At 64.7% G+C, this 12,843-nt stretch carries 12 protein-coding genes; 3 read left to right on the forward strand and 9 right to left on the reverse strand.

Translation table 11 applies throughout. The annotated features are described in order from the left end of the window. Positions 1 to 23: 23 nt before the first annotated feature. The 5 genes from RMO23_RS02545 to RMO23_RS02565 form a co-directional block, all read right to left on the reverse strand. Positions 24 to 683, reverse strand: a complete 660-nt coding sequence (locus RMO23_RS02545) for a protein-methionine-sulfoxide reductase heme-binding subunit MsrQ (protein WP_309678528.1) — start codon at positions 681 to 683, stop codon at positions 24 to 26. Beyond that, entirely contained in the window at positions 683 to 1,681 is a 999-nt protein-coding gene (gene msrP, locus RMO23_RS02550) for a protein-methionine-sulfoxide reductase catalytic subunit MsrP (protein WP_309678529.1), read from the reverse strand. The genes RMO23_RS02545 and msrP overlap by 1 nt, the downstream gene beginning before the upstream one ends. Positions 1,682 to 1,754: 73 nt before the next feature. Further along, positions 1,755 to 3,140 carry a c-type cytochrome biogenesis protein CcsB gene (gene ccsB / locus RMO23_RS02555; protein ID WP_309678530.1) on the reverse strand — a complete coding sequence of 462 codons (1,386 nt, stop codon included), beginning with the start codon at positions 3,138 to 3,140 and terminating at the stop codon, positions 1,755 to 1,757. After that, positions 3,137 to 5,326 carry a cytochrome c biogenesis protein ResB gene (locus RMO23_RS02560; protein WP_309678531.1) on the reverse strand — a complete coding sequence of 730 codons (2,190 nt, stop codon included), beginning with the start codon at positions 5,324 to 5,326 and terminating at the stop codon, positions 3,137 to 3,139. Before RMO23_RS02560 ends, ccsB begins: the two co-directional genes overlap by 4 nt. Before the next feature lie 158 nt (positions 5,327 to 5,484). Then, positions 5,485 to 6,171, reverse strand: a complete 687-nt coding sequence (locus RMO23_RS02565; protein ID WP_309678532.1) for a c-type cytochrome — start codon at positions 6,169 to 6,171, stop codon at positions 5,485 to 5,487. Between the two features lie 208 nt (positions 6,172 to 6,379). Here RMO23_RS02565 and yihA point away from each other — a divergent pair, with 208 nt between their 5' ends. Beyond that, positions 6,380 to 7,108 carry a ribosome biogenesis GTP-binding protein YihA/YsxC gene (yihA, locus tag RMO23_RS02570; RefSeq protein ID WP_309678533.1) on the forward strand — a complete coding sequence of 243 codons (729 nt, stop codon included), beginning with the start codon at positions 6,380 to 6,382 and terminating at the stop codon, positions 7,106 to 7,108. Between the two features lie 56 nt (positions 7,109 to 7,164). After that, positions 7,165 to 8,076 (forward strand): alpha/beta fold hydrolase, encoded by a 912-nt coding sequence (locus RMO23_RS02575; RefSeq protein WP_309678534.1) that lies wholly within the window; start codon positions 7,165 to 7,167, stop codon positions 8,074 to 8,076. 94 nt (positions 8,077 to 8,170) lie between these two features. Here RMO23_RS02575 and RMO23_RS02580 read toward each other — a convergent pair whose 3' ends face one another. Together RMO23_RS02580 and RMO23_RS02585 are read right to left on the reverse strand one after the other, a co-directional pair. Then, positions 8,171 to 9,067, reverse strand: coding sequence for a lipid A biosynthesis acyltransferase (locus RMO23_RS02580; RefSeq protein WP_309678535.1), 897 nt, complete (start codon positions 9,065 to 9,067; stop codon positions 8,171 to 8,173). Then, positions 9,064 to 9,954 carry a lysophospholipid acyltransferase family protein gene (locus tag RMO23_RS02585; protein WP_309678536.1) on the reverse strand — a complete coding sequence of 297 codons (891 nt, stop codon included), beginning with the start codon at positions 9,952 to 9,954 and terminating at the stop codon, positions 9,064 to 9,066. Before RMO23_RS02585 ends, RMO23_RS02580 begins: the two co-directional genes overlap by 4 nt. A 168-nt stretch (positions 9,955 to 10,122) precedes the next feature. Between RMO23_RS02585 and metK the strand changes: the two genes are divergently transcribed. Beyond that, complete coding sequence (gene metK, locus RMO23_RS02590; RefSeq protein WP_309678537.1) at positions 10,123 to 11,307, forward strand: methionine adenosyltransferase; 1,185 nt, start codon at positions 10,123 to 10,125, stop codon at positions 11,305 to 11,307. Between the two features lie 79 nt (positions 11,308 to 11,386). Here the strand turns inward: metK and RMO23_RS02595 are convergent, their stop codons facing one another. Beyond that, positions 11,387 to 11,869 (reverse strand): universal stress protein, encoded by a 483-nt coding sequence (locus tag RMO23_RS02595; RefSeq protein ID WP_309678538.1) that lies wholly within the window; start codon positions 11,867 to 11,869, stop codon positions 11,387 to 11,389. Between the two features lie 43 nt (positions 11,870 to 11,912). Beyond that, a partial coding sequence (locus RMO23_RS02600) for an MBL fold metallo-hydrolase (protein ID WP_309678539.1) occupies positions 11,913 to 12,843 on the reverse strand: 931 nt, incomplete at its 5' end.

The following is a 12,843-nucleotide window of genomic DNA, read 5'->3' on the forward strand; positions in this document are numbered from 1 at the left end:
GCCAGGGCCTCAGTTTGCTATTTTTATGATAGCTGCCTGCGCGCGATAACCGTGGGCTGCGGCCTCTTTTTCTTCAAGTATTGCTGCAAGCGCCAGCCCAGCAGCACGGCGATGATGGCGGCATAGACGAACACCTCGGCAAAGTTGTTCTTGCCGGCGCGCATCCAGAAGAAGTGCAACAGCGCCAGGCCGGCAATCAGGTACACCAGCTTGTGCAGCAGTTGCCAGCGTTGGGCGCCCATGGCCTTGATGGCGGCATTGAACGAGGTGGCGGCCAGCGGCGTGAGCAGCACAAACGAGGAAAACCCGACCAGGATGAAGGGCCGCTTGGCAATGTCCTTGGCGATGTCGGGTACGTCAAAGCCCATGTCAAACCAGCTGTAGCTGAGCAGATGGACGATGACGTAAAAGTAGACAAACAAGCCCAGCATGCGCCTGAAACGCGCCAGCGCCGCTGTGCCGCTAATGACCCGCAGCGGCGTGACCGTCAGCACCAGGCACAGAAAGCGCAGCGTCCAGTCGCCGGTGGCGCGGATCAGTGCCTCTTGCGGATTGGCGCCCAGCTGGTTGGTGAAGGCGCCGTAAAAAAGCCAGCCAAACGGCAGCAGGCACAGTACAAACAGCAGGGGCTTGGCCGCCGGGTGCAGCAGGTAGCGCTGCAAGGGCTTGGGCGCGGCAGCCATCAGAAGTTCTTCTTGAGATCCATGCCCGCATACAGCTGGCCGACCTGCGCTTCGTAGCCGTTGAACATCAGGGTCTTGCGCTTTTTGGCAAACAGCCCGTCCTCGCCAATGCGGCGCTCGCTCGCCTGGCTCCAGCGCGGATGGTCCACCTCGGGGTTCACATTCGAGTAAAACCCGTATTCGTTGGCCGCCGCCTTGTTCCAGGCGGTTTTGGGCTCCTTGTCGGTAAAGCGGATTTTGACAATGCTCTTGCCGCTTTTGAAACCGTACTTCCAGGGCAGCACCATGCGTACCGGCGCGCCATTCTGGTTCGGCAACACCTCGCCATACATGCCAAACGTCAGCATTGCCAGCGGATGCATGGCTTCGTCCATGCGCAGCGCTTCGACATAGGGCCAGTCCAGCACGCGCGAGCCGACGAAGGGCATGGTCTTGGGGTCGGCCAGGGTGACAAACTCGACGTACCTGGCGCTACCCAGCGGCTCCACCTTCTTGATCAGTTCGGACAGCGAATAGCCGACCCAGGGAATCACCATGGACCAGCCTTCGACGCAGCGCAGGCGGTAGATGCGTTCTTCCTGCGGGCTGAGCTTGAGCAGCTCTTCGAGCGTGTAGCTTCGGGCTTGCTTGACCAGGCCTTCGATCGCCACCGACCAGGGCTTGGTCAGCAGCGTGTGGGCATTTTTGACCGGGTCGGCCTTGTCGGTGCCGAACTCGTAGAAGTTGTTGTAACTGGTGGCGTCCTTGTACTCGGTGATTTTTTCCATGGTCACCGCGCCGGGCACGGCGGATTTGCCGGCCGCCAGCGCCGCCAGCTTGCCCGGTTTTTGCACGGTTTGCGCCAGCGCCTGACGGCCGGCCCAACTGGCCAGGCCAGCGCCGGCCACCCCGGTCGCCATCAGTTTGATCAGGTCGCGGCGGCGCTGGTAAGCGCCCCGCGCGGTGATTTCACTGGGCGTCGGGTGGTCAAAGCCGCTGGCGTTCGTCTTGATGAGCATGGTGCTGTCCTTGCAATGTCGTTAAAGGTTAGTCTGGGTACGCAGCAACTTCTTACAAGGATTCAGCGCCGCGCTACAAGGTTCCGTAGCTGTGCAGCCCCGACAGGAACATGTTGACCCCCAAAAAGGCAAAAGAGGTCACGGCCAGGCCGGTCAGCGCCCACCAGGCCGCCACCGTGCCGCGCAGGCCTTTCATGAGCCGCATGTGTAGCCAGGCCGCGTAGTTGAGCCAGACAATCAGCGCCCAGGTTTCCTTCGGGTCCCAGCTCCAGTAGCCGCCCCAGGCCTCGGCGGCCCACAGCGCGCCCAGCACGGTGGCGATGGTGAAAAACGCAAAGCCGACGGCAATCGCCTTGTACATCACGTCGTCCAGCACCTCGAAGCTCGGCAGGCGCGCCGCAATGCGCTGGCGCCCCAGCAGGATGCCGGCGGCAATCAGGCCGGAGACCAGCAGATAGCCGACCCAGTAATGGCTGCCGCCCGCTTGCAGCGGCGATTGGCGAAAGACAATCGGCACGAAACACAGCACCACGCCCAGCAGCCACAGCGGCGTAAGCCGGTACCAGCGGGTTTCTGCCGCCTGCTGCTTGATCAGGTAGGCCAGCGACACCATGGCCGCCAGCGAGAACATGCCGTAGCCGATGAAGTTGGCCGGCACATGCAGCTTCATCCACCAGCTTTTCAGGGCCGGCACCAGCGGCTGGATCTCATGGGCTTCGCGCACCACGGTGTACCAGAGCAGAAAGCCCACGGCCGCGCTGACCACCAGCATCACAAAGGCGCCCAGCGCGCGGGTCTTGTACTGCGCTTCAAAGTACAGGTAAAACGCCGCCGTCATCCAGCAAAACAGCACAAACACTTCGTACAGGTTGCTGACCGGAATATGGCCGACGTCGGCGCCTATCAGGTAGCTCTCGTACCAGCGCACCAGGGTGCCGGTCAGCGCCATGCCGACGGCGACCCAGGCGATCCTGGAGCCGAGCGATTCCAGCGTGCCGCTCTGGCCTTTGCTGAACATGCCCAGCCAGTAAAAAATCGTGCTCATGAAAAACAGCACGCTCATCCACAAAATCGCCGACTGGCTGGACAGGAAGTACTTGAGCCAGAACACCTGATCGGCCCGCGCCAGATCGCCTTGATAGGACGCGATGCCCAGCAGCGCAAAACCAGCCACCAGCAGCATCAGCAGCCGCAGCGGGCGCCAGAACCAGCCCATGGCCGTTGCGGCCGGAATGGCGGCCAGCAAGATGCCTTTTTCGTAGACATCCATGAACGCGCCGTAACGCGCCAAGGCATACAAAAAGCCCGAAGCCACGACCAGCGCAAAGACCCAGTCAAAGGGGTTGCGCCTGGAAAAATAGCCTTCATGCAGGCTCAGCGTGGTGCTGCCGCCGCCGCTGCGCTCGGCGTGGGGCTGCGCCGTCAGGGTGGTGGTGGTGGTGATGCTCGTCGTGTTCATGGGGCCACCTTCAACAGTTTGGTTTTCAACATCTCGAACTCCTTGTCTCCGTCCATGGTTTTGCGGTTGGTCGACAACGCCATGGTGGCGTGGCTGCCCTGCGGATCCGCCGCGCCGCCATCTGCCGGATTGTGCGGGGCCAGCCAGACCCAGACCCGGCGCTCGCGCACATACAGCATGGCAAACACGCCCAGAATCAAAAAGGCGCAGCCGAGGTAGACAATGGTTTTGCCCGGCGCGCGCGCCACCTGGAACACGCTGGCCTGCACCTGGGTGAAGTCTTTCAACTCAAAGGCCATGGGCGCCGGGTAAAAATGCGCGTCCGACAGGCTCAGCACCATCTGCGACATGAAGGCCTGCGTGCTTTCATCGAGCGGCAGCGGCTTGAGGCCGGCCTGCTGACGCGTCATCTGGGTCAGCTCGAACAGCACGCCATTGAGGATGCGCACCAGCACCTCACCGGCCCGGTTGCGCTCGGCCTCGGGCACATTGGCCTCCATGAAATCGGACACCGCCTGCAGGCCGGCCGCGGTCTTGACCGCCCCGCCAGTCGCCGCGTCAGCCCTGGCATCGGGGCCGGCGCCGGCAAACAGCGCCAGCGCCCGCGACGCCGACGCGCCGAGTTGCGTGGCCAGATCGGGGCGGTCTGCGCCCACCGCCTGGCGCGCATAGCGCTGCACCGCGGCTTCGCGCTGCGCCGGATTCGCCAGCGCCGCGCGCAGCCGCAAAAAGGTCTGCATGCCGCCTTCCGCATCGGCCGGAACGCGCAGGTACTGAAACGCATCGGCCGGGTTTTCGCGCACGCCCAGTAAAAACACCGCCGGGCTGCTGGCGGCGGCGTCCACCTTGACCGGCAGCATGTAGTTGTGAAACTCGCGTGCCTGGCCGGCCGCGTCGCGCAGCTTGTAGCTCACGCTGGGGCCGACGTTGCGCAGCTCTTTTTGCGTCACGGTCTTGTTGGCGGCGCCGAGCCGGCTGTCAATTGCCTGGTGCAAGTCGACCTTGCGCACGTCGGCGCCCGAGCCGTCCGGCGAACTGCCCATGCTGCCGCCGGCGGCAAAGTTTTCCACGTTGATGACGCGCAACGCGGTGTATTCCAGCGTCAGCTTTTCCGGGCCGTTGGAGAGGTTGCTGGAGCCGCCAATCGTGCCCTGGATTTCAAACGGCTTGCTGGCTGCATTCATCGGCACCGCCTTGAGCGTCACGCTGGAGCCGCCATCGTCAAAGCTGGACTGGTAAATCTCTATGCCCTTGTGGCGGGCCGGGTGGTTGACTTCGACGCGCGCCGGAATTTGCTCGCCGCTTTCCTTGTCGTGAATGATGATGTCGCTGGCAAACAGCTTGGGCATGCCGGTGGAGTAGTACTCGACGATGAATTTTTTCAGCTCGATCGAGAACGGCAGGTCCTGCAGAACCACGCCACCGGGCTGGTTCAGGATGGCGGTACTGGCGCGCGTGCCCTCGGCCACCAGCAGATTGGCGCGAAAGGTCGGATTGCTGTCGCTCAGGCGGTATTGGGCCGGCACATCGGCAATCAGGCCGCCGCCGGTGTAAATCGACTTGCCGCCCAGCCACATCTGGGCCCGCACCATCATGTCGCCGTCGAGCAGGCCGCCCACGCAGACCAGCACGATGGCGCTGTGCGCGGCGATGTAGCCGAGCTTGTTGGCCGCGCCCTTTTTGGCAGCCACCATCCAGCCGCCCGAGGCCTCGCGGTGCTGCAGCTTGACCTTCCAGCCGCTGTGCACCAGCGTCTGGCCGACGCGTCTGGCCGCCACCTCGGGTGTTTCGGCCAGCTCGGTTTCGGCGCGGTGGCCAAAGGCCTTGAGGCTTTGCTCGCGCAGGTTTTCCTTGAACTGGCGCAGGTCCACCAGGATTTTGGGGGTGTTGCGGGCGATGCACAGGGAGGTAGAGACGACCAGAAAGGCCAGGATCAGCAAGAACCACCAGGCGCTGTAGACCGTGTTCAGGCTCAGCAGGCTGAACACCTGGGCCCAAAACGGCCCGAACTGGTTGACATAGTTGGCCAGCGGCTCGGCCTGCTTGAGCACCGTGCCAATGATGGACGCGATGCAGATCACGGTCAGCAGCGAGATCGAAAAGCGCATGGACGACAGCAACTCGACGCTGGCGCGCCAGGTGCGGGAGCCCCAGTGAACTGTCATGCCTTCGGTGGAAACTGTCATGTGTTGGATCTGGCCTGAAATAGGGGCGGTCTGCAGCAGCCGAAAGTGTCGGTTAAAAAAACAAAAGGCGGGCTTTCATCGGAAAGACCGCCTTTGGTGTGATTGCTTTTGTAGGCGTAGGTTCAATCAGGGCCTGCCTCCCCGGCCGGCCCGAGTGCTCAGCGCAGGCCGGCGATGTAGTCGGCCAGCGCGCGGATTTCGCGGTCGTTGAGCCTGGCGGCGACCTGGCTCATGGGCTGGCTGTTGTTGCGGCCGCCGTCACGGAAAGCCGTCAGTTGCGCCGTGGTGTAGTCGGCATGCTGGCCCGACAGGCGCGGGTACTGCGACGGGATGCCGGCGCCGTTCGGGCTGTGGCAGGCGGCACAGGCGGCAATCTGTCGATCGGCCACGCCACCGCGGTAAATACGCTCACCCAGGGAGACCAGCTCCTTGTCCTTGGCAAAACCGGTTTTCGCCTTGTTGGCGGTGACCCAGTAGGCAATGTTTTTCATGTCGCTGTCAGACAGCGCCGAGGCGAAGCCCTGCATGATGGCGTTTTTGCGCTTGCCGGATTTGAACTCCTGCAACTGCTTGACCAGGTACTCGGGGTGTTGCTGCGCCAGCTTGGGGTTGGCGGGCGTGCCCGAGTTGCCGTCGGCGCCGTGGCAGCTGGCACAGACGGCGGCAAAACTGGCGCCGCCCTTGACCAGGTCAGGCTTGGCGGCCTTGGCCGGTGCGGCAGCATGGGCTGCCGCCGGGGCGGATGCCGCGCCGTGCGCGGCCGATGCGGCCTCGCCCGCGGCAAATGACGACACGGCAGACATTGCCAGCAAGGCGGCCAGGAGGGAAGGAACAAACAGCTTCATATCGGTTTTTTAATTGGTTGGCGCACAAAACTTATAACTTTCTGATTTTACAATGGCTTGGAGGCCGGTCTGCCGATGCGGGTCTTGCCGCGCCAGTCTGCCCCTGGCTTTTCTCGCCAGCCACCCTGCGCTGGCCCGTGCCCGACACCGCGCGCCAGTGCCCCCACTGCCCGCAATTGCCTGCTTCCGACCCCAGGGACCGCCCGCCATGACCTCAACTTCCGCCCTGCCGCCCCCCGCCCAACCCGACCCGAAAATCGCCATGGGCTGGCTGCACACCGCCAAATTTCTGACCACCGCGCCCGAACTCAAGCACCTGCCGCGGCTCGATGTGCCCGAAATCGCGTTTGTGGGCCGCTCCAACGCCGGCAAATCGACCTGCATCAACACCCTGACGCAGCAGCACCGGCTGGCCTATGCCTCCAAGACGCCGGGCCGCACCCAGAGCATCAACCTGTTCACGCTGGGCAAGCAGGGCGTGACCGATGCGGTGCTGACCGACCTGCCCGGTTACGGCTATGCCGCCGTGCCCAAGGAAGCCAAATACCGCTGGCAGCAGGTCATGGGCAACTACCTGCAGACCCGCGACAACCTGAAAGCCGTGGTGCTGCTGTGCGACCCGCGCCTGGGGCTGACCGAGCTCGACGAGGTGCTGCTCGACGTGATCCGGCCCCGGGTCGAAGAAGGCCTGAAGTTTCTGGTGCTGCTGACCAAATCCGACAAGCTCAACAAGACCGATGCCGCCAAGGCGCTGCAAATCGTCAAGCTGCAGGCCGGTGGCGGCGACGTCAAGCTGTTTTCCGCGCTGAAAAAGCGCGGCGTGGAAGAAGTGGCCCAGCATTTGTGGGACTGGGCCCATCCGCCCGAAAAGCCGCCCGAAAAGCCGGCCAGCCCCGAACCGGCCCAGAACCCGCCCCATGGCGCCGATAAAGGGTAAATAATGGCTGTAGCCCAGGCATAACGAGTGCTAACAGCTATTAAAACAATAGCAACATGATCACCACCCGCCTGCACACCCTGCCCCACGGCATCACCCTGTCGTGCCGCAGCGCGGGCACCCCAGGCCGGCCGGTGCTGATGTTTCTGCACGGTTTCCCGGAGGCCGCCTTTGTCTGGGACGGCCTCTTGGCCCACTTTGCCCGGCCCGAAAACGGCGGCTTTTACTGCCTCGCGCCCAATCTGCGCGGCTACGAAGCATCGAGCGCGCCGGCTCAAGTGGCGGCCTACCGGCCCAAGGCGCTGGTGCAGGACATTGCCGCGCTGATTGACCTGCACGGTGGCAACATAGCCTGCCTGGTGGCGCACGACTGGGGCGGCGCGCTGGCCTGGAACCTGGCGGCGAGCCAGCCCGGCTTGATCCAGAAACTGGCCATCATCAACTCGCCGCACCCGGGGACTTTCTTGCGCGAGCTGCAGCACTCGCCCGCGCAGCAGGCGGCCAGCGCCTACATGAACTTCCTGATCCGGCCCGACGCCGAAGCGCTGCTGGCAGAGGATGACTTTCGGCGCCTGTGGGAGTTTTTTACCAGCATGGGCGCCACCACCGGCCCGCGGGCCTGGCTGACGGACAGCGTGCGGGCGCAGTACCGCGCCATCTGGCAGCGTGGCCTGACCGGGCCCTGCAACTACTACCGCGCCTCGCCGCTGCGCCCGCCGCGTCCCGGCCCGCCGCACCACGACCCGGCGGCCGCCGCCGTGACGCTACCGCCAGCGATGCTGCGGGTGGACCTGCCGACACTGGTGGTCTGGGGCGACGCCGACATCGCCCTGCCGCCTGCGCTGCTGGACGGCCTGGGCGAGCATGTGCCGCGGATGACGCTGCTGCGCGTGGCGGGCGCGACCCACTGGATCGTGCATGAGCAGCCGGCGCTGGTGGCCGATTACCTGCAGCAGTTCCTGCACTGACATGCTATTAAAATAATAGCTGCTCATGCGCGTTCTGTTTGGGCTGGCGGCCAATTTTTCCTGAAAACCGGGCCAATGAGCCGCCTTGACGGGCTCAGTACAGCGACGGCTCGCCCTCGGGCCGGGTCTTGAAGCGTTTGTGCACCCAGTAGTACTGCGCCGGCATGCTGGCGATGTAGTCCTGCAGCCGGGCGTTCATCAGCGCGGTGTCGGCCACCGGGTCGTCCGACGGAAAGTCCGGCCAGGCCGGCAGCACCTGCACCTCGTAGCCGCTGGCGGTGATGCGCGGCAGCAACGGCAGCACCTTGGCGCGGCCGAGCCGGGCAAAGCGCGAGAGCGACGGCACGGTGGCTGCCTGCACCCCGTAAAACGGCACCATCACCGACTCGTCGGGGCCAAAGTCCATGTCGGGCAGCAGGTACAGCGGCTGGCCCTGGCGCAGCGCCGCCACAATCGGCTTGACGCCTTCGGCGCGGCCAAACAGGCGCAGATGGCCAAAGCGCTGGCGCCCGCGCAGTATCCACTGATCGACCAGCTTGTTCGACTGGTCAGTGTAAATCGTGGTCGATGAGCGCGGCAGCTGCTGCGCCACGCCGGCCCAGGCCGCGTCCAGGCCGACAAAATGAGGCAAAAAAATCACCGTCGGCTCGTTGCCCGCCAGCTCCTGCACCGCGCCGGTCAGCCGCACCCGCCGCCGCACCCAGGCCTGGGGCGCGTGCCAGAGCCAGCTACGGTCCAGCCAGGCTTGCGCAAAATAAACAAAGGTCTGGCGCGTCAGCCGGCGCCGCGCGGCTTCGTCAAGCGCCGGAAAGCACAGCGCAAAATTGGCCTGCACCACGCGCCGGCGCGAGCCAACCAGCCCATACAGCAGCCAGCCCAGCACGCTGCCCAGCGCGCGTATCCAGGACAGCGGCAAAAAGGCCAGCGCCTGCATCAGGGCAATGCCGGCCCGCGTGGTGAGCTGGCCGAGCCACTGGCCAGGCGTTTTCAAACGGCCTCCTTGCCTGGCGTCCGGGCCGAAGCGGCTTCAACGCGCGGCGTCTTGTAGCGCGCATAGCCCCACAGATACTGGCCTGGCTGGCTCAGCACAATCGCCTCGATGGCCTGGTTGATACGGCTTACCAGCGACAACAGCTCGCCCTTTTCAGCGGCGTCGGGGCCGGTCACGGCGGGCCAGATTTTCAGCGCATAGCCGCGCCCCTGCGGCAGGCGCTCGCAGCTCACCGGCAGCAGGGTCGCCCCGCTTTGCAGGGCCAGCCGCGCCGCCAGCGTCATGGTGTAGGCCGGTTTGCCAAAAAACGGCGCCCAGACGCCCAGCCCCTCGGGCGGCACCTGGTCGGTCAGCAGCGCCACCGCCTGATTCGACTTGAGGGTTTTGTGCAGCTGGCGAATCGCGCTCAGGGAAGCCGGCAGCACCCGCAAATAGGGGCGGTCACGCGCAATGCGCTCGAGCCGGGCCAGCCAGGGCTTGCGCGCCGGCCGGTAAATCGCGGTGATGGGGCCCTGCGCCGGGCCGTACAGCTCGGCCAGCGCCTGCGGCCCGAGCTCGAAACTGCCGCAGTGCGGCCCGAAAAAAATCACGCCCCGGCCTTGCGCAAAGGCCTGCGCCGCATGGGCCTGGCCCTCAACCCGGACATGGTGCAGGCAGGACTCGCCCGGCGGCCGCAGCCAGAGCCGGGGCAACTCGGCCACAAAACGCCCGGCCTCGGCAATGGCCGGGCGGGCAAGCTCAAACGGCAGGCCCGCTTGCGCCACATGGGCGCGAAACTGCGCCCGGTAGCGCGGGCTCAGGGCCCACACCAGCCAGCCCAGCGCGCCGCCCAGCGCCTGCAGGGCGGCCAGCGGCCAGAAGGAGAAAAATCGGAATAACCAGAACATGTAAAGGGTGTTGAAAGGCGAAACCGGTTGAAAACGCAGTGCCTTATAATTGAGCCTGTCGCCGAGTTACTGAACAACTTGCAGGGCGACATTAAACCAAACTGCTAAAGCGTTCGCCGAGGCATTCCAGGCCGGCAACGCGCCGACAAACTTCATGGAGTGTACGCAATGGCGAACGATTTTCTTTTTACGTCCGAATCCGTCTCTGAAGGCCATCCCGACAAGGTGGCCGACCAGATTTCCGATGCCATTCTCGATGCCATCTTCAAGCAGGACCCGCGCTCGCGCGTCGCCGCCGAAACCCTGACCAACACCGGCCTCGTGGTGCTGGCCGGCGAGATCACCACCAACGCGCATGTCGACTACATCCAGGTCGCGCGCGACACCATCAAGCGCATCGGCTACGACAACACCGACTACGGCATCGACTACAAGGGCTGCGCGGTCATGGTCTGCTATGACAAGCAGAGCAACGACATCGCCCAGGGCGTGGACCACGCCAGCGACGACCACCTGAACATCGGCGCCGGCGACCAGGGCCTGATGTTTGGCTACGCCTGCGACGAAACGCCCGAGCTGATGCCCGCGCCGATTTACTTCGCGCACCGCCTGGTCGAGCGCCAGGCCCAGTTGCGCAAGGACGGCCGCCTGCCTTTTCTGCGTCCCGACGCCAAAAGCCAGGTCACCATGCGCTATGTCGACGGCAAGCCACACAGCATAGACACCGTGGTGCTGTCGACCCAGCACAGCCCCGACCAGAGCGAGACCCAGCACAAGATGAAGGCCAGCTTCACCGAAGCCATCATTGAAGAAATCATCAAGCCGGTGCTGCCCAAGGAGTGGCTCAAGGACACCAAGTACCTGATCAACCCGACCGGCCGCTTTGTCATTGGCGGCCCACAGGGCGATTGCGGCCTGACCGGGCGCAAGATCATTGTGGACACCTACGGCGGTGCCTGCCCGCACGGCGGCGGCGCCTTTAGCGGCAAAGACCCGAGCAAGGTCGACCGCTCGGCCGCCTACGCCGCCCGTTATGTCGCCAAAAACATCGTGGCGGCGGGCCTGGCCAGGCAATGCCAGATCCAGGTGGCCTACGCGATTGGCGTGGCGCACCCGATGAACGTGACGGTGTACACCGAAGGCACCGGCGTGATTTCTGACGAAAAACTCTCGGCCTTGGTCAGCGAATTCTTTGACCTGCGTCCCAAAGGCATCATCCAGATGCTGGACCTGCTGCGCCCGATCTACGAAAAGACGGCGGCCTATGGCCACTTTGGCCGCGACGAGCCGGAATTTACCTGGGAAAAAACTGACAAGGCGCAGGCGCTGCGTGCGGCGGCGGGCCTCAAATAAGCCTCCCGCCTTGCCGCGCAAAGCCACCTTCGGGTGGCTTTTTTCATGCGGCGCGGCGCCACGCCGGGCCGGTCACGATTCAAACCGCCCGGTCGCCCGCGCCGTCAGCCTCGTCGTCCACACCGCGCACCAGCAGCACCGGCACCGGGGCCAGCCGCAGAATCTGCTCGGCGTCGCTGCCCAGAAACACCCGGTTGACGCCGCGGCGGCCGTGGGTGCCCATCACGATCAGGTCGGCCGGCCAGTCTTGGGCCTGGGCGATGACCCGATCACACAGCCGGTCATTGGCGTCGTCGATCAATACCGTGTCTGCCGTGATCTGCTGCGCCGCGGCCAGCGCCTGCCCCTCTTTCAAAATCGCCTTGCCCGACTCGCGCAGCACCGGCAGCAGGTCCACCAGGTAGACGCTGGGTGACTCAAAGCCGCCGACGTAGGAAAAAGGGTCGATGTAGTGCAGCAGCTTGAGCTTCGCGCCGGTCAGGCCGGCCAGCTTGATGGCCTCGCTCAAACCGCGCCGCGAGGTCGGGCTGCCGTCCAGCGGCACCAGAATATGGTGGTACATGATGAACTCCGTTCTTCAGTAGAAAAGGCCAGGACACACCCACTCAGTCGAGCGTGACGGTTTCCAGGTAGTCGGGCACCTGGCAAGCCCACCCCAGTTCGCGCTCTATGCGCTGACGCATGCCATCGGCGGCATCCGGCTCGCCGTGGGTAATAAAGCTGCGCTGCGGCGGCGCCGAAAAACCGCGCAGCCAGTCGACGATCTCGCCGCCATCGGCGTGGGCCGAAAAGCTGTCCAGCGACTCAATATGCGCCCGCACCGCCACCTCGGCGCCGTGGATACGCACCGATTTTGCCCCTCCCAGCAAGGCCGCGCCCCGGGTGCCACCGGCCTGGTAGCCGGCAAACAAAATCGTGTTGCGCTCGTGCGGCATGAAGGCCTTGAGGTGGTGCACCACGCGCCCGCCGGTGGCCATGCCGCTGGCGGCAATGATCACCATCGGCCCTTTTTTCTTGTTCAGCGCCTCTGACTCTTCGGGGCTGTTGACGATGTGCGCGGCCTTGAACATGGCCTCGCACTGGGCCGGCGTGAGCCGGTGTTCGCTGCGGTAGTGGCGGTAAATCTCGGTGGCATTGGCCGCCATCGGGCTGTTCAGGTAAACCGGCAGATCGGGGATTGCCCCTTTGGCCTTGAGCAAATGCATGCAATACAGCAGGGTTTGCGCCCGGCCCACGGCAAAGGCCGGAATGATCACCGCCCCGCCGCGCGCCGCCGCCGCGTTGACGACCTCGGCCAGTTTGACCAGCGGGTCCGTGTGCGGATGCTGGCGGTTGCCATAGGTGGACTCAACGACCAGGTAATCGGCCCCCGCCATTTTTTCGGGCGCGGCCAGAACCAGGTCGTGCGGCCGGCCGATGTCGCCCGAAAACAGCACCGAGGTCTGCGCGCTGCGCAGCCGCACAAAGGCCGAGCCCAGCATGTGGCCCGACGGCGTCAGGCAGGCGGTCAGCCCGGCGGCCGGGCTCCAGTCGGTG

It is taken from the genome of Polaromonas sp., assembly GCF_031411155.1.
In the GTDB taxonomy this organism is placed as follows: domain Bacteria; phylum Pseudomonadota; class Gammaproteobacteria; order Burkholderiales; family Burkholderiaceae_C; genus Polaromonas.

Coding starts and splice junctions, on each gene's coding strand:
- RMO23_RS02545 (WP_309678528.1), bottom strand. CDS start 683: ATGGCTGCCGCGCCCAAGCCCTTGCAGCGCTACCTGCTGCACCCGGCG.
- msrP (WP_309678529.1), bottom strand. CDS start 1,681: ATGCTCATCAAGACGAACGCCAGCGGCTTTGACCACCCGACGCCCAGT.
- ccsB (WP_309678530.1), bottom strand. CDS start 3,140: ATGAACACGACGAGCATCACCACCACCACCACCCTGACGGCGCAGCCC.
- RMO23_RS02560 (WP_309678531.1), bottom strand. CDS start 5,326: ATGACAGTTTCCACCGAAGGCATGACAGTTCACTGGGGCTCCCGCACC.
- RMO23_RS02565 (WP_309678532.1), bottom strand. CDS start 6,171: ATGAAGCTGTTTGTTCCTTCCCTCCTGGCCGCCTTGCTGGCAATGTCT.
- yihA (WP_309678533.1), top strand. CDS start 6,380: ATGACCTCAACTTCCGCCCTGCCGCCCCCCGCCCAACCCGACCCGAAA.
- RMO23_RS02575 (WP_309678534.1), top strand. CDS start 7,165: ATGATCACCACCCGCCTGCACACCCTGCCCCACGGCATCACCCTGTCG.
- RMO23_RS02585 (WP_309678536.1), bottom strand. CDS start 9,954: ATGTTCTGGTTATTCCGATTTTTCTCCTTCTGGCCGCTGGCCGCCCTG.
- metK (WP_309678537.1), top strand. CDS start 10,123: ATGGCGAACGATTTTCTTTTTACGTCCGAATCCGTCTCTGAAGGCCAT.
- RMO23_RS02595 (WP_309678538.1), bottom strand. CDS start 11,869: ATGTACCACCATATTCTGGTGCCGCTGGACGGCAGCCCGACCTCGCGG.